Raw genomic sequence first — 23,457 nt, forward strand, 5'->3', positions numbered from 1 at the left:
ACAACGGCGTACGGAACACCCGGCGCCTGCCCCCTGTCCCCGACCGGACGACCGGGCAGGCGCCACGCCTTTTCCGCCGCCCGTGGCCGGTTCCTGTGGCAGGTTGGGCACCGGCACGGCCGGTGGGGCCGGCGGCGGACGACCGGGGCGGCGCGCGCCGTCCGGTGGCGAAGGGGTGGGGTCATGGCGGCGATCAGTCTCAGCAAGGTGGAGGAGACCGCGCCGGCGCTGGTCGACCTGTACAAGTCCGCCGCGGTCAGCCTCACCAAGCACCAACTGACCGGGGAGCGGGCCGCCGTGTACCTGGTGGTCGACCACTCCGGCTCCATGCGGCCCTACTTCCGTGACGGCAGCGTGCAGGCGCTCGCCGACCGGGTGCTGGGACTGTCCGCCCACCTGGACGACGACGGGCGGGTGCCCGTGGTGTTCTTCTCCACCGGGATCGATGCCGTGAGCGAGATCGCGCTCGACGACCACGAGGGGCGGGTCGCGCGGATCGCCACCGGCCTCGGGCACATGGGCAGGACCAACTACCACCTGGCGATGGACGCGGTCATCGACCACTACCTCGACAGCGGCGCCACCGCGCCCGCCCTGGTGGTCTTCCAGACCGACGGAGGCCCGACGAGCAAGCTCGCCGCCGAGCGCTACCTGTGCAAGGCCTCGACGCTGCCGCTGTTCTGGCAGTTCATCGGCTTCGGCGACCCGGGCAGCCGCCAGTTCGACTTCCTGCGCACGCTCGACGAACTGCCCGTGCCGGCCCGGCGGACCGTCGACAACGCCGGCTTCTTCCACGCCGGTCCCCACCCCCGCGCGGTGTCCGACGCCGACCTGTACGACCGCCTGCTGGGCGAGTTCCCGCGGTGGCTGAGGGCCGCGCGGGCCCGGGGGATCGTCAGCGGGTGAGGGCGGGCGGGACAGCCCGTCAGTGCAGACCTGCCCTTGAGGCCCTGGCGGTCGGCCGGTGTCAGGTGTCGCAGTCCAGGACCGTGTGGCACAGGCCGCATCGTGCTCGTATCCGGCCCCGGACGGGGACCCGGACGCGTGCGTGGCAGGTCGGGCAGGGGAACGTCACGCGGAGGGGGCCGGGGGAGTCCGGCGTGAACGTGTACGGGGCGTCCGGTGCCGGGTGGTCCCGGGCGTGGCGGCGGTCGTGCGCGTAGCGCCGTCGGCCCGCCCAGCCCGCCGCCGTCAGCGGAGGCCGGCACGCGTCGGAGCGGGCCCGCTCCAGCCCCCGTCCGTACGCCTCGTAGGCCTGCGGACTGGTGAACCAGGCCGACGGGTCCTCCCCGAACACCAGCGACCGCTTCGCCAGGACGTACCCGAACTCCTCCGGCGTGAGGTAGCCCAGCTTCTGGGAGGACACCCCGTCCTCCCGGAACGCGTCGAGGAGCAGCCAGCCCGCGCCCAGGTACGTCGTGGCCGTGTCGGTGAGGATCTCGTTGTCCCGGGTGCCGGGGAAGGAGAGGTCCACCCGGTGCAGGTACACGTGCGCGATCTCGTGCGCCAGGGCCGCGCCGATGTCCCGCCGATGGGTGCGGAACCGGTCGTTCAGCTCGACGAAGTACTCGGGGCCCGCGGTGAGTTCGATGTTCGCCGCGTGCTCCATGCGCCGGAAGCCGACGACCAGCCGGGCGTCCGGCAGCCGGTAGTGCCGCACCAGCTCGCGCGCCACCCGCTGCGCGCCCAGGTACAGGTCGTCGGTGTCGCAGAACGCCACGTCCACCGGCGCCACACTGGTGTCGAACGCGTGGATGGTGTCGTAGGACAGCCGCTTGTACAGCGCGGTGATCGCCGCCCGCACCGTCTCCAGGTGGGGGTAACCGCGCTCCACCGGTCCGCCGTTCGCCACGCCCGCACCCCCAAGCCAGCCGTGCACCCGCTTTCCACTCTACGGCGACGCACTAGGGTGAACGCCCATGACCACCAGCACCACCGGAACCGGTGACGTCGATCCGGCCGTGCGCGAGGAGCTCGCGCGACTGCGGGACAGCATCGACAACATCGACGCGGCCGTCGTCCACATGCTCGCCGAGCGCTTCAAGTGCACGCAGCAGGTCGGCCACCTCAAGGCCCGCCACCAGCTGCCGCCCGCCGACCCGGCGCGCGAGGCCCGGCAGATCGCCCGGCTGCGCTCGCTCGCCGAGAGCGCCAAGCTGGACCCGGCCTTCGCTGAGAAGTTCCTCAATTTCATCATCGCCGAGGTGATCCGCCACCACGAGCGGATCGCCGACGACGCGCTCGGCACCTCACCGGTCACCGGCGGCTGACCTGGAGTGATCCGCCGGGCGGGGCGCGGGGGAGGCACGGGCGGGGCACCGTCGGAAACCGGCCGCGGCGCGCACCGGTCGTGAGCCGGCGGGCACCCACCGTCAGGGGGGCGACGTAAGCTGGTGGTCCTGCCGCGGGAGGGACGTGGGCCATGCCGTCGGATGCCAGGATCCTCATCGTCGACGACCACCGGGACACGCGGTACGCGCTGGAGAGCGCGCTCGCCCCGCTGGGCCACCGGCTGTGCTGTGTCGCCGGCGGCGACGAGGCCCTCAAGGAGGTGCTGCGCGGCCGGGTCGGGCTGGTCCTGCTCGATGTGTGCATGCCCGACGTGGGCGGCCTGGACGTGGTGCGCTACCTGCGCCGCCTGGAGCAGACCCAGCACATCCCCGTCGTGCTGCTCACCGGCTTCGGCCTCGACCCTGCGCTGACCTCGGCCGCCTTCGACCTCGGCGTCGCCGACCTGCTGCCCAAGCCGGTCGACCCCGGGTCCCTGCGCACCAAGGTCCGCTACCTGTACGACGCCCACCAGCGCCGCCTGGCCCTGGAGCGGGAGGTCCGCGGACTGCGCGCCCTGGTCGAGGCCGGCACCGCGCCCGGCCGCGGCCCGGACGACCCGCGCACCGCCGTGCAGGCCCTGTCCCGCCCGGACGACCCGTGCACCGCCGTGCAGGCCGTGCCCCGCCCGGACGCCCGCGTCCCCACCCAGCGCGACGCGGCCCGGCGGGACGCGGAGCGGCGCGACACGGTCTGAGGGCACCCCGCCGCGCCCGCTCCCGCGCCCCGCCGCGCCCGCTCCCGCGCCCCGCCGTGCCCGGCTCCCGCGCGGGAAGGGACATAGCGCGCGTACCGGTCCGGCCCTGTGCCCGGACCACACCATCAGGCAGCATGTCGTCCATGTCCGTACTGACGCGCGACGAAGCGCAGACCCGTGCCCAGCTCCTCGACGTCCACCGCTACACCATCGAGCTCGACCTGACCGGCGGTGACGAGACCTTCGCCTCGTCGACCGTCATCCGGTTCACCGCGCGCACGGGCGCGGACACCTTCGTCGAGCTCAAGCCCGCCGAGCTGCACTCCGCGAGCCTCGACGGCCAGCCGCTGGACCCCGGGGCCCTGGACGGCAACCGCCTGCCGCTGGAGGGCCTCAGGGCGGGCGAGCACGAGCTGCGCGTCGAGGCGACCATGCGCTACTCCCGCACCGGCGAGGGCATGCACCGCTTCACCGACCCCACCGACGGCGAGACCTACCTCTACACCCAGCTGTTCATGGAGGACGTCCAGCGCGTCTTCGCCGCCTTCGACCAGCCCGACCTCAAGGCCGTCTTCGAGCTCACGGTGAAGGCCCCCGAGGGCTGGAGCGTCCTCGCCAACGGCGTCACCGAGCACCTGGGCGACGGCACGTGGCGGGCCGCGGCCACCCCGCTGATCTCCACCTACCTGGTCGCCGTCGCCGCCGGCCCCTGGCACTCCGTGCGCACCGAGCACCGCGGGCTGCCCTTCGGCCTGCACTGCCGCCGCTCCCTCGCGCCCCACCTCGACGCGGACGCCGACGAGCTGTTCGAGATCACCCGGCAGTGCTTCGACCGCTACCACGAGAAGTTCGAGGAGCCCTACCCGTTCGACTCCTACGACCAGGCGTTCGTCCCCGAGTTCAACGCCGGCGCCATGGAGAACCCGGGCCTGGTCACCTTCCGCGACGAGTTCGTCTACCGCTCCGCCGTCACCGACACCGAGCGGCAGACCCGCGCCATGGTGGTCGCCCACGAGATGGCCCACATGTGGTTCGGCGACCTCGTCACCCTGCGCTGGTGGGACGACATCTGGCTGAACGAGTCGTTCGCCGAGTACATGGGCTACCAGACCCTCACCGAGGCCACCCGCTTCACCGACCCGTGGACCGAGTTCGGCGTCGTCCGCAAGCCCTGGGGCTACGACGCCGACCAGCGCCCCTCCACCCACCCGGTGGCCCCCGACGCCGTCCCCGACACCGCCTCCGCGATGCTCAACTTCGACGGCATCTCCTACGCCAAGGGCGCCTCCGCGCTGCGCCAACTGGTCGCCTGGCTCGGCGAGAAGGACTTCCTCGCCGGCATCAACGTGCACTTCGCCCGGCACCGGTTCGGCAACGCGGCCCTCGCCGACTTCATCGACTCCCTCGCCTCCGCCACCGACCGCGACGTCCACGCCTGGGCCGACGCGTGGCTGCGCACCACCGGCGTCGACACGCTCGTCCCCACCGTCAGCGGCACCAACGGCGACCGCCTGCTCACCGTGGAGCGCACCGGCAGCCGCCCGCACCGCATCTGCGTCGGCCTGTACGACCAGGACCTCTCCGACGAGGGCCGGCTGGTGCTGCGCGAGCGCGTCGAGGTGGACGTGCCGCAGAGCGCGCCGCAGCCGATCGGCAAGAAGCCCGCGCTGCTGCTGCTCAACGACGGCGACGTCACCTACGCCAAGATCCGCTTCGACGCGGACTCCTTCGAGGCGGTCCGCACCGGCCTGTGCGGGCTGCCCGACCCGCTGACCCGCGCCGTCGTCTGGAGCGCCCTGCGCGACGCCGTCCGCGACGGGGAGCTGGCGCCCGCCGCCTACCTGGAGGTCGCCCGCACCCACCTGCCGCACGAGCGCGACCTCGCCCTCGTCCAGGGCGTCCTGTCCTTCGCCACCGGGCAGATCGCCGACCGGTACGTGGCCCCCGAGGACCGTCCGGCCGCGCTCGCCGGGCTCGCCGCGCTGTGCCGGGACCTCATCCGGCGCACCGAGGACGGCGACGACCCCGGCCTGCGGCTGATCGCCGTGCGCCACTTCATCGACGTGGCCGCGCACCCCGACACGATCGCCGCCTGGCTGGCCGACGGCATCGTGCCCGGTGGCCCGGAGCTCGACCCCGACCTGCGCTGGCGCGTCCTCGGCCGGCTCGCCGTACTGGGCGCGACCGACGAGGCCGCCGTCGCCGCCGAGCTGGAGCGCGACCCGTCCGCCACCGGACAGGAGGGCGCCGCCCGGTGCCGCGCGGCGCTGCCGGACGCCGGGGCCAAGAAGCGCGCCTGGGAGGCGATGTTCGTCCGGGACGACCTGTCCAACTACCTCTTCACGGCCACCGCGCAGGGCTTCTGGCAGCCCGAACAGGCCGAGCTGCTCCGGCCGTACGTGGCGCGCTTCTACGACGACGCCGTCGGCCTGGCCGCCCGCCGGGGCACCGCGATGGCCGAGGCGGCCGGCCGCTGGGCGTTCCCGGCCCACGCGGTGGACGAGGAGACCCTGCGGCTGGGCGAGGCGTGCCTGGCCCGGGACGAGGCCACCCCGGCGCTGCGCCGCAAGCTGGTCGACCAGCTCGACGACCTGTCCCGCGCGCTGCGGGTCCGCACGACGTCGGTCTGACCCCTCCCGCCGCTCGATACGGGGCACGGCCACCCGGCCGTGCCCCGTCCTCTATCCCGGTCGTGCCCCCGAGGGGTGCCCCACGTGCGGCAGTACCCCCTTTCGGGTTCTGATCGCCGGGGTTCGCGGGCGCGGTGGCGTGTGATGCGTACACGCTGGAAGCGTCCGTACGTGTCGCCCCCGGGAGGACGACCATGAGCACGCCGCCGCTCGCCTCGGGCCCCGAAGGCACCCGCGCCCTACGGGCGTTGCTCGGCGTCGTGCTGGACGCGCTCGCCGCGGGGGACCGCGCGCGGGGCGGCCCGCTGCCCGCGGGCGGTCCCGGGGCCGTCGACGCCCGGGTCGGGGACGCGCTGGGGGACGTCCTGCCCGAGGACGGCGACCCCGACGCGCTCGCCACGCTGGTGCGGGTGCTCGCCGAGGGCGCCGCCGACCCGGCCGACGCACTGTGCGCGGCCCACCTGCACTGCCCGCCGCTCGCCGTCGCGGTCGCCGCCGACCTCGCCGCGGGCGCGCTCAACCCCTCCCTGGACTCCTGGGACCAGGCCCCGGCCGCCTCCGCACTGGAGGCACGGGTCACCCGGGCCCTCGCCCGGCACGCTGGCCTCGCCGACGCCCTGGTCACCACCGGCGGCACCGAGTCCAACCAGCTCGCCCTGCTGCTCGCCCGCGAACGCCACGGGCCCGGTCTGCGCCTGGTGCACGGCGCCAACGCCCACCACTCCCTGCCGCGGGCCGCCTGGCTCCTCGGCCTGCCGGAGCCGGTGGTCGTGCCCGCCCCGGCCGGCCTGCTGGACCCGGCCGCCCTGGACGCGGCCCTCACCACGCTGCCCGGCCCCGTGCTCGTCGCCGCGACCGCGGGCACCACCGACGCCGGCCTGATCGACCCGCTGCCCGCCGTCGCCGCCCGGTGCGCCGCCCACGGCGCCCGCCTGCACGTCGACGCGGCCTACGGGGGCGGCCTGTTGTTCAGCGAGCGGCACCGCGCCAAGCTGGCCGGGCTCGACGCCGCCGACACCGTCACCCTCGACCTGCACAAGCTCGGCTGGCAGCCGGTCGCCGCCGGCCTGCTCGCGGTCCGCGACCCGGACGACCTCGCCGCACTCCACCAGCGCGCCGACTACCTCAACGCCGACGACGACACTGGGGCCGGCCTGCCCGACCTCCTCGGGCGGTCCCTGCGCACCAGCCGCCGCCCCGACGTCCTGAAGATCGCCGTCACGCTGCGGACCCTGGGCCGCGGCGGACTCGGCGCCCTCGTGGACCGGGTGTGCGCCCTCGCCGAGGAGCTCGCCGGCCAGGTCGCCGCCCGGCCCGGCCTCGACCTGTGCGCGCCGCCCGTGATCAGCACCGTGCTGTTCCGGCCCGCGCGGGCCACGGACGACGCCGTCGCCGCCGTACGCCGCACCCTGCTCGCCGACGGCCGCGCCGTCCTCGGCCGGGCCCGCCACGACGGCCGGCTCTGGCTCAAGACCACCCTCCTCAACCCCCACACCCGGCCCGCCGACCTGGCCGGACTCCTCGACCTGGTGGAAGGAAGCACCCCCAGATGATCCGCACCCCGGACCCGTCCCCCGTCCCGGACCCGTCCCCCGTCCCGGACCCGTCACCCGCCCCGGCGGCCCCGCGCAGCACCCCCGACCGCCCCCGTGACCTCGTCGGCATCGGCATCGGGCCCTGCAACCTCTCCCTCGCCGCCCTCGCCCAGCCGCTCGCCGAACTCGACGCCGTGTTCTACGAACAGCGCCCCGGCTTCGACTGGCACCCCGGGCTCCTGCTCGACGACGCCCGGGTGCAGGTGCCCTTCCTCGCCGACCTGGTCACGCTCGTCGACCCGGCCAGCCCCTGGACGTTCCTCAACCACCTCAGGTCCCGCGACCGGCTCTTCCCGTTCTACTTCGCCGAGCGCTTCCACCTGCACCGCGCCGAGTACGACGCCTACTGCCGCTGGGTCGCCCGGAACCTGCCCGGACTGCACTTCCGCCACCAGGTCGACGCCGTGCGCTGGAACCCCGAACGCGAGGTGTTCGAGGTGGACTTCACCCAGCTCGACGCCGACGGCGAGGCCGAGGCCCTGGGGCGCACCTACACCCGCAACGTCGTCCTCGGCGTCGGCACCGAGCCCTACGTGCCCGAGCCGCTGCGCCCCCTGGTGAACGCGCCCGGGGCGCCCGTCGTGCACGCCGCCGACTACCTCGCCCACCGTGAGGCGATCCTCGCGGCGGGGCACGTCACCGTCGTCGGCTCCGGCCAGAGCGGTGCCGAGGTCTTCCTGGACCTGCTGCGCCGCCGCCCTGCGGGCCGCGAGGCGCTGCACTGGATCGGCCGCACCGAGGCGTTCGCGCCCATGGAGTACTCCAAGCTCGGCCTGGAGCACTTCACGCCCGACTACACCCGCTACTTCCACGCCCTGCCCGAAGCCGTGCGGGACCGGCTGGTGGCCGCCCAGTGGCAGCTGCACAAGGGCGTCGACGCGGGCACCCTGGCCGCCGTCCACGACGAGCTGTACCGGCGCAGCCTGCACGGCGGCTGGCCCGACGCCGTCCTCACCCCCGGCGTCCGCGTGCGCACCGCGGGCCGCCTGGCCACCACCAAGGTCGAACTGCACCTGGAACACGTCCAGCAGGACAGCCGGTCCCGGCTCACCACCGACGCCGTCGTCCTGGCCACCGGCTACCGCGAACGCCCCCTGGAGGGCGTCCTGGCCGGCCTCGACCCGTACCTGCGCCGTGACGGCGCCGGACGCCCGCGCGTGGACGAGGAGTTCCGGCTGGTGCTGGACGCGTCCGTCACCGGTGCGGTGTTCGTCCAGAACGCCGAGCGGCACACCCACGGCGTCGGCGCCCCCGACCTCGGACTCGCCGCCTGGCGCAGCGCGACCATCCTCAACACCCTGACCGGCAAGGAGACCTACCCCCTGCCCGGCCGTACGGCCTTCACCACCTTCGGCCTGGACCCGCACCCGCGCGTCCCGCCGCAGGGCGCGAAGGCCCCGGCCCTCACCCCGCTGACCGACGGCCGGTAGCGCCCGGCCGGACCCGGGCGACGGCCACGCCCGACGACCGTGGTCGTCGTGGCCGCCGCCCGGCCTCGTCACCCCCGCTTCGGCTAGAAGACCGGCGTGCCGTTGCGCGTGAGCTTCCAGTCCACCGACGCGAAGTCCTTCGGGTCCAGCACGCCCTTGGCGGTGACCCACTCGGCGATCCGGGTGCGGATCTCCGTGGACTCCGACCACAGCTCCTGCGCCGAGGCGACGTACGGGAACGCGCCGCCGCCGTTGGCACGGTAGTTGTTCACCGCCAGCACGAACTGCTGCGCGTCGTCCAGCGGTGCGCCGGCGAACGTCAGGTTCTTGATGCGGGACCCGGCCGGCTGGGCGATGTCGATGTCGTACGACAGACCCGACACGTAGTCGTAGTTGTAGTCCGGGCGGCCGCCGGAGTTGGTCAGCTTCTCCACGTCGACCACCACGTCCGCGGGCGTCTGCACGAAGTACTGCGCGGAGTACTCCAGGTACGCCCGCACCTGCGCGCCGGTCATCAGCTTGGCGACCAGCGTGTTGTCGTACACGTACAGGCCGGACAGGTCCCGGATGGTCACGTCGCCGGCCGGGATCTCCGAGGTGCGGGAGAACGGCGAGGCCTGCGCGATCACCGGCAGCGAGGCGTACGCGGTGCCGGCCAGGGCCGCCTTGACCACGTCCTCCTGCACCTTGGTGATCAGGTCGATGATCGGGGCGTCCTTGTAGCGGGCCTCGACGGTGGTGAGGGTCGCGGTGGCGGTGCCCACGACCTGGTTGACGTACGCGACGACCTTGGCGTGCTCGTCGCCCAGCAGCCGGGTGATGCGCGGGTCGTCGGCGACCGCGTTGGAGTTGAGCACCTTCGCCGAGACCGACTCCACGCTCCAGCGGCCCTTGTCGAAGACCAGCTCGACGTCGAACAGCGACAGCCGCTCGGCGAACGCCAGCGGCTCGGACAGCACGACCGTCCGGCCCGTCTTCTCGTTGACGACCTTCAGCTCCGGGATCTCCAGGTGCGCGTGGCCGACCAGGATCGCGTCGATGTCCGGGACCAGCCGGGCGACGTTGGCGGCCGCGTTCTCCACGTACGGCACCTGGTCGCCGTACGACGACGTCCCCGAGGTGCCCGAGTGCGCCGAGACCACGACCACGTCCGCGCCGAGCGACTTCAGCTTGGGCACCCACTTCGCGGCCTGCTCCTCCAGGCCCTCGAACTTCAGCTTGCCCTGCACGTACGCCTTGTCCCAGATCGCGATGCCCGGGTTGGTCAGGCCCAGCACGCCGACCTTGACCGGCTTGGCCCCCGGCACGTGGAACGTCTTGATGAAGTAGGGCGGGAAGGCGGGCTTCAGCGTCTTGGCGTCGACCGCGTTGGCGCCGAGCAGCGGGAAGTCCAGCTGGTCCTCGAAGGTGCGCAGGGTCTCGATGCCGTAGTTGAACTCGTGGTTGCCGAGCGCCGCCGCGTCGTAGCCGATGGCGTTCATCGCCTGGGCCATCGGGTGCACCGGGCCGCCCTGCGCGGTGATCGGGTCGACCTTGGCGTAGTAGTACGTCAGCGGGGTGCCCTGGATCGTGTCGCCGGCGTCCAGCAGCAGCGTGTTGCGGCGGCCCTTCTCGGCGCGCACCTGGTTCACCAGGGTGGAGATCCGGGCCAGGCCCTGCGCGTTGCCCGCGGCGTCCTTGTACTCCGCGTCCTTGAAGTAGTCCCAGTTGAAGACGTGACCGTGCAGGTCGGTCGTGCCCATCACGGTCAGCGCGTACCGCTTGGGCCGCTTGGGCCCCTTGCCGGCCGGCCCGTCCGCGGCCTGCGCCGCCGGAGCCGCGGCCGCGCCCGCGATCGCCACCCCCGCCCCGGTCGCGGCGGTCTTCGTCAGGAACTTCCGGCGGTTCAGGGGCATGTCTGGGGCTCCTCGGGCGAACGGTACGACGCGCGTAGATCAGCGCGCGTAGATTCTGACCCGTGCATGACCGGCCGCAACAGGTCCACGAGGTTGCGATCTGGTGACCTGTCTCACCCGGACGGGCGAGAAACAGCCGGAAAGCGGTGTCGGAAATGCTCATCGGAGCGCCCGTCCGCACAATTCAACACTTGTCAATCACCTTTCATCGAGCGGTGGTTGAGTCGTCATGTGCGACCAATTCCCTACCCGGCGGTAAGGCCTAGGCTCGACTCATGCGCCGAGCAAAGATCGTCTGTACCCTGGGCCCCGCCACCGATTCGTACGACCAGATCAAAGCGCTGGTCGACGCCGGAATGGACGTAGCCCGCTTCAACCTCAGCCACGGCCTGTACGCCGAACACGAGGAGCGCTACCGGCACGTCCGCAAGGCCGCCGACGAAACCGGCCGCAGCGTCGGTCTCCTCGCCGATCTTCAGGGCCCGAAGATCCGCCTCGGCCGCTTCGCCGAAGGCCCCGTACTCCTTGAACGCGGGGACGCCTTCACCATCACCGTGGAACCCGGTGTGGAGGGCGACCGGCGGCGCTGCGGCACCACCTACACCGGCCTGGCCGGCGACGTCGGCGCCGGGGAGCGCATCCTCGTCGACGACGGCAAGGTCTGCCTGGAAGTGACCTCCGTCGACGGCCCGCACGTGCACACCGAGGTCGTCGAGGGCGGCGTGGTCTCCGACCACAAGGGCCTCAACCTGCCCGGGGTCGCCGTCTCGGTGCCCGCCCTGTCCGGCAAGGACGAGGCGGACCTGCGCTGGGCGCTGCGCACCGGCTTCGACGTCATCGCACTGTCCTTCGTGCGCAGCGGCCGCGACATCGAGGACGTCCACCGGATCATGGACGAGGAGGGGCGCCGGCTGCCGGTCATCGCCAAGGTCGAGAAGCCGCAGGCCGTCGAGGCCGTCGAGGACATCGTCGCCGCGTTCGACGGCATCATGGTCGCCCGCGGCGACCTCGGCGTCGAGATGCCCCTGGAGCAGGTGCCCGTCGTCCAGAAGCGCGCGATCAAGCTCGCCAGGCGCAACGCCAAGCCGGTGATCGTGGCCACCCAGATGCTCGACTCCATGATCGAGAACAGCCGCCCCACCCGCGCCGAGGCAAGCGACGTCGCCAACGCGGTCCTCGACGGCACGGATGCGGTGATGCTCTCGGGCGAGACCAGCGTGGGCAAGTACGCGATCGAGACGGTCCGCACCATGGCGAAGATCGTCGAGGCCGCCGAGGAGGACATGCTCGCCAAGGGCCTGCCGCCGCTGACCGACCGCAACAAGCCCCGCACCCAGGGCGGCGCGGTGGCGCGGGCGGCCGCCGAGATGGGCGACTTCCTGGGGGCGAAGTTCCTGGTCGCGTTCACCCAGTCCGGTGACACCGCCCGCCGGCTGTCCCGCTACCGCTCGCCGATCCCGCTGCTGGCCTTCACCCCGGATCCGGCCACCCGCTCCCAACTGAGCCTGTCCTGGGGCGTGGAGACCTTCCTCGGCCCGCACGTCGACTCCACGGACGCGATGGTCGACCAGGTGGACGAACTGCTGCTGAAGTACGGCCGCTGCGCCCAGGGCGACGTCGTGGTCATCACGGCCGGTTCCCCGCCCGGTGTCTCCGGCTCCACGAACCTCGTCCGCGTGCACCACATCGGCGAGGACGACGCGCCGAAGTGAGCGGGACACCTGGACACGAGAAAAGGGCCCCCCTTTTCGGAGGGGCCCTTTTCCTTTTCCGGCGGCCGCTGTCGGCGCACAGAAAAGGGTGACCTTGGATTCCTAAGAAAAGTACCCCGGGTCGGATTCGAACCGACGCTGGATGGTGTTTGAGACCATTGCCTCTACCGCTGGGCTACCGGGGCCCCCTTCAAAACGAAGGACGACGGCTACCCGCCGTGTCCCCACCTTACCGTAGCTGGGTAGGCTCTTGTCAGCAGTACCCCTGCCCTGAACGAGGAGCCCCCGTGACCGCCGAGTCGCCCCAGCCCGTAGACGCGCCCGACGACGACAAGTCGCACGTGCCTCCGCTGACGACCCGAGTCGTCATCGCCGAGGACGAGGCCCTGATCCGCCTCGACCTCAAGGAAATGCTGGAGGAGGAGGGCTACACGGTCGTCGGCGAGGCCGGTGACGGTGAGCAGGCCGTGGAGCTCGCCCGCGAGCACCGGCCCGACCTCGTCATCCTCGACGTGAAGATGCCCAAGCTCGACGGCATCTCGGCGGCCGAGCAGATCGCCGAGGACCGCATCGCCCCGGTGCTGATGCTCACCGCGTTCTCCCAGCGCGACCTGGTCGAGCGGGCCCGCGACGCCGGCGCCATGGCCTACCTGGTCAAGCCCTTCAGCAAGAGCGACGTCGTGCCCGCCATCGAGATGGCCGTCTCCCGCTTCACCGAGCTGAAGGAGCTGGAGAAGGAGGTCGCCGACCTCTCCCAGCGCCTGGAGACCCGCAAGCTGGTGGACCGCGCCAAGTCGATCCTGCAGACCGAGTACGGCCTGACCGAGCCGGCCGCCTTCCGCTGGATCCAGAAGACCTCGATGGACCGGCGCATGTCGATGCAGCAGGTCGCCGAGGCCGTCATCCAGGACGCCGAGGAGAAGAAGGCGTCCAAGGGCTGAGCGCCCGCCCCGCGCACGGCCGAGGCCCGCGCCCCCCTCCTGCGGGGGACGCGGGCCTCGTCGTGTCGGGTCAGTCCTCGCCCAGGTAGGCCTTGCGGACCGACTCGTCGTGCAGCAGGTCCCGGCCCGTGCCGGACAGGACGATGCTGCCGACCTCCATGACGTGGCCGTGGTCGGCCAGCGACAGGGCGGCCTGGGCGTTCTGCTCGACCAGCAGGATCGTCGTGCCGCCGGACTTCAGCTCGGCGATCGTCGCCATGATCTTCTGCATCATGATCGGCGACAGGCCCATGGACGGCTCGTCCAGCATCAGCAGCTTGGGCTGGGACATCAGGGCGCGCCCCATGGCCAGCATCTGCTGCTCACCGCCCGAGAGGGTGCCCGCGGCCTGCCGGCGCCGTTCGCCGAGGATCGGGAACAGGTCGTAGGCGCGCTGGATGTCCTTCTCGATGCCCGGCTTGTCGTTGCGCAGGAACGCGCCGAGGCGCAGGTTGTCCTCGATCGTCATGCGCGGGAAGATGTGCCGCCCCTCGGGGGAGTGGGCGAGGCCCAGCGACACGATCTGGTGCGGGGGCACCTTCTTCAGCGAACGGCCCTCGAAGCGGATCTGCCCGCCGACCGGCTTGAGCAGGCCGGAGAGGGTGCGCAGGGTCGTGGTCTTGCCCGCGCCGTTGGTGCCGATGAGGGTGACCACCTCACCGGCCTCGACCTTGAACGAGATGCCCTTGACGGCCTCGATCTTGCCGTAGGCGACCCGCAGGTCCTCGACTTCGAGCAGTGCGGTCATCGGTCGTTCTCCTTGCCGGGCACGGCGTCCGTCACGGTGTCGGCCTGCGCCTCGGCGGCCTCGACCTCGGCGACCTCGGCCACGCCGGGGTCGTTCTCGAAGGGCTCACCGAGGTACGCGGCGACGACCCGCTCGTCGCCCTGGACGGTGGCGCTGTCGCCCTCGACGAGCTTCTGGCCCTGGACGAGCACGGCGACGCGGTCGCACAGGTTGAAGATGAACCGCATGTCGTGCTCGATGACGAGCACCGCGATGCCCATGTCGCGGATCGCGAAGACCAGTTCCTCGGTGGCCCGGGTCTCCTGCGGGTTCATGCCCGCGGTGGGCTCGTCCAGCAGGAGCAGGCCCGGCTCGCTGGCCAGGGCGCGGGCGATCTCCAGCTTGCGCTGCTCGCCGTAGGGCAGGTTGCGGGCCAGGTGCTCCGCCTTGCCCGCGAGCCCCACGAACTCCAGGAGCTCCATGGCGCGGGCGCGGGAGGCGGCCTCGGCCCGGTGGAAGCCGGGGCCCCGCAGCAGGGCGGACCAGAGCCCCTCCTTGGTGCGGGTGTGCCGGCCGACGAGGACGTTCTCCAGGACCGTCATGTTCGCGAACAGACGGATGTTCTGGAAGGTCCGGGCGATGCCGGCCGCGGTCACCTTGAAGGACTTCGGCGGCAGGACGGCGCCCTTGTAGCGGACCTCGCCCTCGGTGGGGATGTACAGGCCGGTCAGGCAGTTGAAGAAGGTCGTCTTGCCCGCGCCGTTGGGGCCGATGAGCCCGACGATCTCACCGGCGTTGACGGTGAGGTCGACGTTGCGCACGGCGGTGAGGCCGCCGAAGCGCATGGTCACGCCGCGGGCGTCGAGGACGGTCTCGCCGGGCACGGCGGCGCCGGGTGCGGTGTCCCTGGTGGTGGTGTCGGTGGTCATGGTGGTCAGGCCCCTGCCTTGGTGAGGACGGCGGGTGCTTCCGTCTCTTCGTGGAATTCCAGCTGGCGGCGGCGGTTGGGGATGAGGCCTTCCGGACGGAACCGCATCAGCAGGACGAGCGCGAGACCGAAGGCGAGGAGCTGGTAGTTGCCGAGGAACTGGAGCTTGGCCGGGATCAGGTAGAGCAGCGCGGCACCGACGAGCGGGCCGGAGATGGTGCCCATGCCGCCGAGCACGACGGCCGCCAGCAGGAAGGCCGAGTTGGGCGGCACGACGTGGGCGAACTGGTACTGCTCCGGCGTCACGGTGTAGGTGACGTGCGCCTGGACCGAACCGGCGAGGCCGGCCAGGCAGGCGCCGAGGGCGAACGCGATCAGCTTCACGCGGAAGCCGTTGATGCCCATGGCGAGGGCCGCCGTCTCGTCCTCGCGGATGGCGATCCAGGCCCGGCCGATGCGCGAGTCGCTGCTGCGCCGGAAGACCACGACCACGATCAGCGTGATCAGCAGCATCAGCAGGAAGTAGTTGGCGAAGCGCGCCAGCGTGAAGCCGAGGATCGTGTGTTCCTGGCCGAAGTCGAAGCCGAGGATGTCCAGGTTCGGGATGGACGAGATGCCGTTCGAGCCGTTGGTGACGTCCGGGCCGGAGGTGCCGTCCATGTTCAGCACGGTGATGCGGAAGATCTCACCGAAGCCGAGGGTGACGATGGCCAGGTAGTCGCCGCGCAGCCGGAGCGTCGGGGCACCGATGATGACGCCGAAGATCATGGCGACCACGGCACCGCACAGCGCCGACGCCCAGAACGGCCACTGCACGTGCAGCGGGGACGAGGGCGACCCGGAGACCAGGGCGGAGGTGTAGGCACCGACGCCGAGGAAGGCGACGTAACCCAGGTCGAGGAGGCCGGCGAGGCCGACGACGATGTTCAGGCCGAGGGCGACGGTGGCGAAGATCAGGATGTAGACGCCGATCGTCGCGTACTGGTCGTCGGACTGGGTGAAGGGGAACAGCGCCGCGGCCACGAAGGCGCTGATCATGGTGAGGGTGCGGTGCCGGGCTGTGATCGCCGAGACCCGGGCCACGAGCCCGGCCTTGGCGAGGGCTCCGAAGCCGAAGCCGACGATGATCAGGAAGCCGATGAACTGCTGGTCGTACTCGGTGCCGATGCCGTACGTGAAGACGATCAGGCCGACCGCCATGACGGCGACGATGACCAGGATGTCGACGAAGGCGGGCCGCTGGGGGGCCGGGCCGGGGCTCTTGGCGGCCACGGAGGCCTTGACGACGGCCCAGTTCTGGCGCCGGTGGTGCTTGAACTGCTCCCAGGACGTGTCCTCGGGGTCGATGGGCTCGGGCTCCGGCCAGGTGAAGGGCAGGGCGAGGACACCGACGAGGGCGACCAGGGTGGCGAGGGCGACGACGTAGGCGCCCGGTTCGAGGTTGACGACACCGCCCAGTTCGGCGCTGATGTCGACGACCGTGTACCAGGCCGTCGCGAACGTGCCGAGGACGGCGAGCTTCAGCGCGGCGTCGGCGGAGCCGGGGAAGAGCCGGCCGAGGCCCCACAGGCCGTACGAGGCGAGCCCGAGCAGGACGCTGAGCAGGCCGCCGATGAGGACCAGGACCTGCAGGCCGCCCGGGTAGCCGTAGACGGTGAGGTCGCCGGGGTACTCGGAGGTCCACGTCCACGCGAGGAAGGTGGAGACCACGGCCAGGGCGCTGCCGCCCGTGGCGAGGGCGCGGCCGACGGTGGCGGGGAGGCCGATGAAGCCCTTGGGGGCGCCCTCGACGGGCGCACTGGGGCTGAGCGGAGCGGTGGTCTGCGTCGTCATCGGTATCACGCCCTGTCCGCCACGCGCTCGCCGAGCAGGCCCTGGGGCCTGAACAGCAGCACGAGGATGAGGAGTACGAAGGCCCAGACGTTGGCCCAGGACTGGCCGCCGAGCTGGTCGAAGCCGGGGATGTCGGCGATGTAGGCGGTGGCCATCGTCTCGGCGAGGCCGAGGACCAGCCCGCCGATCATCGCGCCGTAGATGTTGCCGATGCCGCCGAGGACCGCGGCGGTGAAGGCCTTCAGACCGAGGATGAAGCCCATGCGGAACTGCACCTGGCCGTACTTCAGGCCGTAGGCGACGGCGCCGACCGCGGCGAACGCGGCACCGAGGGCGAAGGCGACCACGATGATGCGGTCGGTGTTGATGCCCATCAGCTTGGCGGTGTCGGGGTCCTGCGCGGTGGCCTGCATGCCGCGGCCGGTGCGGGTCTTCATGACGAAGTACGCGAGGATCGCCATGCTGATCGGGGCGGCGACGATCAGGAAGACGTCACCGGTCTGGATGGTGACGCTGCCGATCTCGAAGGGCCCGCCGGCGATCTCCGGGAAGTTGATGGACTCCTTGGCGCCGGGGTACCAGGCCCAGACCGCCTGCTGGAGCGCCAGGGAGAGGCCGATCGCGGTGATCAGCGGGGCCAGGCGCGGAGCGGTGCGCAGCGGCCGGTAGGCGAATCGTTCCGCTCCTACGGCGACCAGGACGGCGGCGATGACGGCCCCGACGAGCATCAGCGGCAGGGCCACCCACATCGATGTTCCGTCGGGCAACACGTACAGGTAGACCGTGAGGGCGCCGAACCCTCCGATCATGAAGATCTCGCCATGGGCGAAGTTGATGAGCTGGACGATGCCATAGACCATCGTGTAGCCGATGGCGACCAGCCCGTACATGGATCCCAGTAGCAGGCCGTTGACCAGCTGCTGCGGCAGTTCGTTCACCGCATGTCCTCCGAGACGGTTCGGATATGTTCGACGGATGGAACCGGATGCGAGTCCGCGCGGGGCGCCAGTGGTGCAGCGCCCCGCGCGGCTCTGTGGTTCTGCGTGGTGCGGGGTGGGTCAGCCGGTGAAGGTGCCGGACTTGACCGCCTTCCAGGCACCGTTCTCGACCGCGTAGACGGTGAGCTGCTTGTTGGTGGCGTCACCGAACTCGTCGAAGGAGACCTTGCCGGTCACGCCGTCGAAGGAGACGTTCTGGACGGCGGCCGTGACCTTGGCGCGGGCGTCGTCCGGGAGCTTGCCGTCGTTGTCCTCGACGGCCTTCTTCACGCCCTCGATGATCGCCCAGGCGGCGTCGTAGGAGTAACCGCCGTAGGCCGCGTACTCCTCCTTGTAGCCGCCCGCCTTGTAGTCGGCCACGAACTGCTTGGCCGAGGCGAGCGTCTCGACCGGGGCGCCGACGGAGGTGGCGAGGTCACCGGCGGAGTTGGCCCCGGCGAGCTTGATGAACGTCGGGTCGTAGATGCCGTCGCCGCCGACCACCGGGATCTTGGCGCCGCTGGCCTTGATCTGCTTGCTGAGCGGGCCGGCCTGCGGGTACTCGCCGCCGTAGTAGACGACGTCGGCGCCCGAGTTCTTGACCTTGGTGGCCACCGCGGAGAAGTCCTTGGTGTCCGGGTCGATGTGGTCGGTGCCGACGACCTGGCCGCCGATCTTCTTGAACTCGGCGGTGAACGTCGAGGCCAGGCCCGCGCCGTAGGTCTTCTTGTCGTCGATGACGAAGACCTTCTTCTTCTTGGCGTCGTTGAAGACGTACTGCGCCGCGAACGGACCCTGGATGGCGTCCGTGGTCGCCGTGCGGAAGTACGACTTGTACTGGCGTTCCTTCTTGGTCTGCCAGTTGGCGCCCTGGGTCAGGGCCGGGCCGGTGTTGGCCGGGGATATCTGGACGAGCTTGGCGTCGTCGAAGACCTTCTGCATGGACTCGGCCACGGAGGAGTTCAGCGGACCGACGACACCCAGGACGTCCTTGTCGGCGACGAGGGTGGAGGCGTTCTGCTGGCCCGAGGAGGGCTGCGCCTGGTCGTCGAGGGCCTTGATCTCGAACTTGACGCCGTCGACGTAGTTCTTCTTGTTGGCCGTCTTGGCGGCGAGGTCGACCGAGTTCTTGATGCCGAGGCCCAGCGCGGACAGGTCACCGGTCAGCGGGGCGTCGACACCGATGACCACCGTGGTCCCCCCGGAGTCGGAACCCTTGTCGCCACTGTCGCGCGAGCCGCAGGCGGTGAGGGTGAGTGCTCCCGCTGCCAGCGCGGCGGTGATGGCGATGAGCGAACGTTGACGCACGATCCAGTCCTTTCCCTGGCACGGCCTCCTCCCCCTGGAAGAGGCCGAGTCGAGCGCTGGGTCGAAGTGACGATCCGACCTCGCGGTGACTGGGCGTGACTCTAGGCGCGTGAAGGGAAGGTGGAGGAGACCCTGACCAAGGCTGTGACGCTCTTGTTATGACACGAGGTAATGCAGAGCGGTACTGAGGGGGTGGAACAGCGGAATTCCGGCCGATTCGCCCTGTCCGCATGCTGAGAACCCGCAGGACGCGCCGTTTCCCGATCAGGCGTCTCGGCTGTTTTGGTGATTACCCGGAATCGTTGCTGCAGGCTACCTGCAGGGCCCGGGAGAGGGCGTGCGCATACCGCGGCCCCAGGATGAAACTCTGCTCTTGTATTGCGCGCGTATTACGTAGAGTTACGTCGAGGAAAGGAAGTCCGTCGTTTTCCGGCACGGTTTCGCATTCCGTGACATGCAGGGTGATCACGATCGTGCGGGCGGCGCCCGCTCGGGTCCGGAAGGGCGTGCGCGGGGCGGTGGCCACGGACATCCCGGCGTACGGCTGCGACACCCGGGTCACGGTCACCTCCGGACCCGCGTCGACGCTCAACAGCAGCTCGAACGCGAAGAATTGGGGTGCGGCGCCGGGCGGCGGGGCGTGCGGCCCGACGAACGTCACGTCCACCACCTGGGCAGGGAAGGGCAGTTGGGACGGCGCGGGCGGGGTGGGCGGTGCGGGGGACGGGACGTCGGGGCGCGTCGCGTAGAGGCAGACGCCGGCGGCGAGCAGGAGGGCGGCGGTCAGGGCCGCGGCAAGGGGCCTCCGTCGCAGGGCAGTTGGGCGCCGGTCGCGGCCGGTGCCGGGACGTCGTCCCGCGGGCCGGGGGACGGCCGTGCCCTCGCCGGGTTCGACCGGGCCGATGGCGTTCACTGCCAGGGGCCCTCGCCCGGACCGCCGGAGCGGTACCAGGCGACACACCCCTCGCGGGCCCGGCGGTCGATCAGTGCGTCGGCCGCCGCGGCGCCGGCGCGCCCCTTCTCGGCGCGGGCTTCGTCCACGACGTCGCGCAGGATCTCGTACTGCCCGTTGGACAGGCCCATCGACTGGTAGTCACCGTACGTGGTGCCGTCGAGGACCTCGCGGGACCAGTGGGCGACCACGCGCGTGCACAGGTCCTCGGGGGGAACCGAGGAGGAGGCGGCGGCCGGTGCGGTGGTGTGCGCGCGGTCCGCGCCGTCCGCTCCGGGGTCCGCCGGGTCCGCCGGGGCGCCGCAGCCGGTCGCCAGGGCGCCGGCCAGGGCGCCTGCCAGCAGTGCTGCCCCGAGGTGCCCGGACCCCGGCCGGAGCCTTCGCGTTGCCATGGCCCGACGCTAGGGGGAGGGGCGGGGCGGGGGCAACGGGGAGGCGGGCGGGAGCAGCGGGGAGGGTGGGCGGGGGCAACTGGGGAGGGGGCGCAGGTGCCCGGCTGCGGGGCACGCTCCGGCGGAGGGGTGTCAGCCGTTGGCGTCCTGGCCCGTGCGCACGTCGCGCAGCAGACAGGTGAGCCGCGCGGTGCACACCCGCCGCCCCTCCTCGTCGCTGATCACGACCTCGTACGTGGCCGTGGACCGCCCCCGGTGCACGGGCGAGGCCACACCGGTCACCAGGCCCGAGCGGACCCCGCGGTGGTGCGTGCAGTTCAGGTCCACGCCCACGGCGATCTTGGAGCTGCCGCCGTGCAGCATCGACCCGACGGAGCCGAGGGTCTCGGCCAGCACCGCCGAGGCCCCGCCGTGCAGCAGCCCGTACGGCTGGGTGTTGCCCTCGACCGGCATCGTGCCGACCACGCGCTCGGCGGAGGCCTCGAGGATCTGCACGCCCATGCGCGTGCCCAGGTGCCCGGCGGAGAACATCGCGTGCAGGTCCACGCCGAGCGCGGCGTACTCGTCGATGACCTCTTGCGGGAACTTCACGTGCTGCTGCTCACCCATGGTGCCCGGGCTCCGTTCGTCGTCGTACAGGACGGGCAGCGCCGGCCGGCGCCGCCTGAGCAAACGCTCAGTCGGTGGCCGATTGTTCCAGACGCACCACGACGGACTTGCTGGCCGGGGTGTTGCTGGTGTCCGCGGTGGCGTCCAGCGGCACCAGGACGTTCGTCTCCGGGTAGTAGGCCGCCGCACAGCCCCGTGCCGTCGGGTAGAGCACGACCCGGAAGCCCGGCGCCCGCCGCTCCACCCCGTCCTTCCACTCGCTCACCAGGTCCACGTACGCCCCGTCCGCCACGCCCAGCGCCCGCGCGTCCTCCGCGTTGACCAGGACGACGCGGCGGCCGCCCCGGATGCCCCGGTAGCGGTCGTCCAGGCCGTAGATCGTGGTGTTGTACTGGTCGTGCGAGCGCAGCGTCTGCAGCAGCAGCCGGCCCTCGGGCAGCTCCGGGTACTCGACCGGCGCCGCCGTGAAGTTGGCCTTGCCGGTCGCCGTCGGGAAGCGGCGCTCGTCGCGCGGGGCGTGCGGCAGCGCGAAGCCGCCGGGCCGCGCCACGCGCGCGTTGAAGTCCGCGAAGCCGGGGACCACGCGCGCGATGCGGTCCCGGACCGTGGCGTAGTCCCGCTCGAACTCCTCCCACGGCACGACGCTGCGCCCGCCGAGGACCCGCCGCGCGAGCCGGCACACGATGGCCGGCTCCGACAGCAGGTGCCTGCTCGCCGGTTCCAGCCGGCCCCGGGAGGCGTGCACCATGCCCATCGAGTCCTCGACGGTCACGAACTGCTCGCCGCCGTCCTGCACGTCGCGCTCGGTGCGGCCGAGGGTGGGCAGGATCAGCGCCCGCGCGCCCGTGACGACGTGCGAGCGGTTCAGCTTCGTCGACACGTGCACCGTCAGCCGCGCCCGCCGCATGGCCGCCTCGGTGACCTCCGTGTCGGGGGAGGCGGAGACGAAGTTGCCGCCCATCGCGAAGAACACCTTCGCCTCGCCGTCGCGCAGGGCGCGGATGGCGCGCACCACGTCGTAGCCGTGCGCGCGCGGCGGGGCGAAGCCGAACTCCTCCTCCAGGGCGTCCAGGAACGCCGGGGCGGGCCGCTCGAAGATGCCCATCGTGCGGTCGCCCTGCACGTTGGAGTGGCCGCGCACCGGGCACACGCCCGCGCCCGGGCGGCCGATGTTGCCGCGCAGCAGCAGGAAGTTGACCACCTCCCGGATCGTCGGCACCGCATGCTTGTGCTGGGTTAGGCCCATGGCCCAGCAGACGATGGTGCGCTGCGACGCGAGGACCATGCCGAGGGCCCGCTCGATCTCCGCGCGCGTGAGGCCGGTCGCCCGGAGGGTGTCGTCCCAGTCGGCGGCGCGGGCCGCCGCGGCGAACTCCTCGAAGCCGTGGGTGTGCTCGCGGACGAACTCCTCGTCGACCGCGCCCTCCGTCTCGAGGACCAGCTTGTTCAGGAGGCGGAACAGGGCCTGGTCGCCGCCGATGCGGATCTGCAGGAACAGGTCGGTGAGCGCGGCGCCCGCGGTGAGCCCCTTGGCCGTCTGCGGGTTCTTGAACCGCTCCAGGCCCGCCTCCGGCAGCGGGTTGACGCTGATGATCCGCGCGCCGTTCGCCTTGGCCTCCTCCAGCGCGGTCAGCATGCGGGGGTGGTTGGTGCCCGGGTTCTGGCCCGCCACGATGATCAGGTCGGCCCGGTGCAGGTCCTCCAGCAGGACGCTGCCCTTGCCGATGCCGATCGTCTCGTTCAGCGCCGAACCGGACGACTCGTGGCACATGTTGGAGCAGTCCGGCAGGTTGTTCGTGCCCAGCTCGCGCGCGAAGAGCTGGTAGAGGAACGCGGCCTCGTTGCTGGTGCGGCCCGAGGTGTAGAAGACGGCCTCGTCGGGGGAGGCGAGGGCGGCGATCTCCTCGGCGACGATGTCGAACGCCCGCTCCCAGGTGACCGGTTCGTAGTGGTCGGCGCCCTCGGGCAGGTACATCGGGTGGGTCAGGCGGCCCTGCTGCCCCAGCCAGTAGCCGCTGCGGCCCGCCAGGTCGGCGACCGGGTGCGCGGCGAAGAACTCCGGCGTGACCCGGCGCAGGGTGGCCTCCTCGGCGACCGCCTTCGCGCCGTTCTCGCAGAACTCCGCCGTGTGCCGGTGGTCCGGCTCGGGCCAGGCGCAGCCCGGGCAGTCGAAGCCGTCCTTCTGGTTGACGTTCAGCAGGGTCAGCATCGTGCGCCGGACGCCCATCTGCCGCTGGGCGGCGCGCAGGGTGTGCCCGATGGCGGCCAGCCCGGCCGCGGCGTGCTGCGGTCCGGCGACCTGCGGCGCGTCCTGCACCGGATCGGCCTGGGGCGGCTTCGTTGCCATCGCGCACTCTCCTTCGCGCACACCGACGGACTTCCGCCCCGATCCTCGCACGCACGACCGACAGGGAGGGGCGCCGGGTACGACAGCGGGCACCGGCACCGGCACCCACCGTCACCG

General features: G+C 71.9%; 19 protein-coding genes and 1 tRNA gene. 8 read left to right on the forward strand and 12 right to left on the reverse strand.

Annotated elements, in window-relative coordinates:
- Positions 1-183: 183 nt before the first annotated feature.
- The gene (locus tag AQJ30_RS11180; protein ID WP_067231970.1) at positions 184-906 is read left to right on the forward strand and encodes a vWA domain-containing protein; all 723 of its coding nucleotides are present in this window, start codon (positions 184-186) and stop codon (positions 904-906) included.
- Between the two features lie 61 nt (positions 907-967).
- Here AQJ30_RS11180 and AQJ30_RS11185 read toward each other — a convergent pair whose 3' ends face one another.
- Positions 968-1,852, reverse strand: a complete 885-nt coding sequence (locus AQJ30_RS11185; protein ID WP_067231971.1) for a hypothetical protein — start codon at positions 1,850-1,852, stop codon at positions 968-970.
- A 67-nt stretch (positions 1,853-1,919) separates the two neighbouring features.
- Between AQJ30_RS11185 and AQJ30_RS11190 the strand changes: the two genes are divergently transcribed.
- From AQJ30_RS11190 to AQJ30_RS11210, 5 genes are all read left to right on the forward strand, one after another.
- Complete coding sequence (locus AQJ30_RS11190; RefSeq protein ID WP_067231972.1) at positions 1,920-2,270, forward strand: chorismate mutase; 351 nt, start codon at positions 1,920-1,922, stop codon at positions 2,268-2,270.
- A 152-nt stretch (positions 2,271-2,422) separates the two neighbouring features.
- Complete coding sequence (locus AQJ30_RS11195; RefSeq protein WP_067231973.1) at positions 2,423-3,025, forward strand: response regulator; 603 nt, start codon at positions 2,423-2,425, stop codon at positions 3,023-3,025.
- A 143-nt stretch (positions 3,026-3,168) separates the two neighbouring features.
- Positions 3,169-5,655 carry an aminopeptidase N gene (gene pepN, locus AQJ30_RS11200; protein WP_067232668.1) on the forward strand — a complete coding sequence of 829 codons (2,487 nt, stop codon included), beginning with the start codon at positions 3,169-3,171 and terminating at the stop codon, positions 5,653-5,655.
- A 194-nt stretch (positions 5,656-5,849) separates the two neighbouring features.
- Positions 5,850-7,208 (forward strand): pyridoxal phosphate-dependent decarboxylase family protein, encoded by a 1,359-nt coding sequence (locus tag AQJ30_RS11205; protein WP_067231974.1) that lies wholly within the window; start codon positions 5,850-5,852, stop codon positions 7,206-7,208.
- Positions 7,205-8,680, forward strand: a complete 1,476-nt coding sequence (locus AQJ30_RS11210) for a lysine N(6)-hydroxylase/L-ornithine N(5)-oxygenase family protein (protein ID WP_079083969.1) — start codon at positions 7,205-7,207, stop codon at positions 8,678-8,680. The genes AQJ30_RS11205 and AQJ30_RS11210 overlap by 4 nt, the downstream gene beginning before the upstream one ends.
- Before the next feature lie 83 nt (positions 8,681-8,763).
- Here the strand turns inward: AQJ30_RS11210 and AQJ30_RS11215 are convergent, their stop codons facing one another.
- Positions 8,764-10,575: a bifunctional metallophosphatase/5'-nucleotidase gene (locus tag AQJ30_RS11215; protein WP_067231976.1), complete on the reverse strand. Its 1,812-nt coding sequence runs from the start codon at positions 10,573-10,575 to the stop codon at positions 8,764-8,766.
- A gap of 275 nt (positions 10,576-10,850) precedes the next feature.
- Between AQJ30_RS11215 and pyk the strand changes: the two genes are divergently transcribed.
- On the forward strand, positions 10,851-12,287 hold the full coding sequence (gene pyk, locus AQJ30_RS11220) for a pyruvate kinase (RefSeq protein WP_067231978.1): 1,437 nt from the start codon (positions 10,851-10,853) through the stop codon (positions 12,285-12,287).
- A 112-nt stretch (positions 12,288-12,399) separates the two neighbouring features.
- Here pyk and AQJ30_RS11225 read toward each other — a convergent pair.
- Positions 12,400-12,472 (reverse strand) — tRNA-Leu (locus AQJ30_RS11225).
- A gap of 102 nt (positions 12,473-12,574) precedes the next feature.
- Between AQJ30_RS11225 and AQJ30_RS11230 the strand changes: the two genes are divergently transcribed.
- The gene (locus tag AQJ30_RS11230; protein ID WP_067231981.1) at positions 12,575-13,228 is read left to right on the forward strand and encodes an ANTAR domain-containing response regulator; all 654 of its coding nucleotides are present in this window, start codon (positions 12,575-12,577) and stop codon (positions 13,226-13,228) included.
- 70 nt (positions 13,229-13,298) lie between these two features.
- Here AQJ30_RS11230 and AQJ30_RS11235 read toward each other — a convergent pair whose 3' ends face one another.
- The 9 genes from AQJ30_RS11235 to AQJ30_RS11275 all read right to left on the reverse strand — a co-directional run bounded on the left by AQJ30_RS11235 (position 13,299) and on the right by AQJ30_RS11275 (position 23,340).
- Positions 13,299-14,015, reverse strand: a complete 717-nt coding sequence (locus AQJ30_RS11235) for an ABC transporter ATP-binding protein (protein WP_067231983.1) — start codon at positions 14,013-14,015, stop codon at positions 13,299-13,301.
- Positions 14,012-14,923 carry an ABC transporter ATP-binding protein gene (locus AQJ30_RS11240; RefSeq protein ID WP_067231984.1) on the reverse strand — a complete coding sequence of 304 codons (912 nt, stop codon included), beginning with the start codon at positions 14,921-14,923 and terminating at the stop codon, positions 14,012-14,014. Before AQJ30_RS11240 ends, AQJ30_RS11235 begins: the two co-directional genes overlap by 4 nt.
- 5 nt (positions 14,924-14,928) lie before the next feature.
- Positions 14,929-16,755, reverse strand: a complete 1,827-nt coding sequence (locus AQJ30_RS11245) for a branched-chain amino acid ABC transporter permease (protein ID WP_067231985.1) — start codon at positions 16,753-16,755, stop codon at positions 14,929-14,931.
- A gap of 5 nt (positions 16,756-16,760) precedes the next feature.
- Complete coding sequence (locus AQJ30_RS11250) at positions 16,761-17,693, reverse strand: branched-chain amino acid ABC transporter permease (RefSeq protein WP_067231986.1); 933 nt, start codon at positions 17,691-17,693, stop codon at positions 16,761-16,763.
- Between the two features lie 120 nt (positions 17,694-17,813).
- Positions 17,814-19,040: a branched-chain amino acid ABC transporter substrate-binding protein gene (locus AQJ30_RS11255; protein WP_067231989.1), complete on the reverse strand. Its 1,227-nt coding sequence runs from the start codon at positions 19,038-19,040 to the stop codon at positions 17,814-17,816.
- A gap of 289 nt (positions 19,041-19,329) precedes the next feature.
- A complete protein-coding gene (locus AQJ30_RS11260; protein WP_067231991.1) occupies positions 19,330-19,953 on the reverse strand; it encodes a hypothetical protein in 624 nt (207 codons plus the stop codon).
- Complete coding sequence (locus AQJ30_RS11265; protein ID WP_245726889.1) at positions 19,950-20,384, reverse strand: hypothetical protein; 435 nt, start codon at positions 20,382-20,384, stop codon at positions 19,950-19,952. Before AQJ30_RS11265 ends, AQJ30_RS11260 begins: the two co-directional genes overlap by 4 nt.
- 132 nt (positions 20,385-20,516) lie before the next feature.
- On the reverse strand, positions 20,517-20,993 hold the full coding sequence (locus AQJ30_RS11270; RefSeq protein WP_067232676.1) for a hotdog fold thioesterase: 477 nt from the start codon (positions 20,991-20,993) through the stop codon (positions 20,517-20,519).
- Positions 20,994-21,060: 67 nt separating this feature from the next.
- Complete coding sequence (locus AQJ30_RS11275) at positions 21,061-23,340, reverse strand: FdhF/YdeP family oxidoreductase (protein ID WP_067231994.1); 2,280 nt, start codon at positions 23,338-23,340, stop codon at positions 21,061-21,063.
- Positions 23,341-23,457: the final 117 nt, after the last annotated feature.

The sequence above is a fragment of the Streptomyces longwoodensis genome (assembly GCF_001514125.1).
Classification (GTDB): domain Bacteria; phylum Actinomycetota; class Actinomycetes; order Streptomycetales; family Streptomycetaceae; genus Streptomyces; species Streptomyces longwoodensis.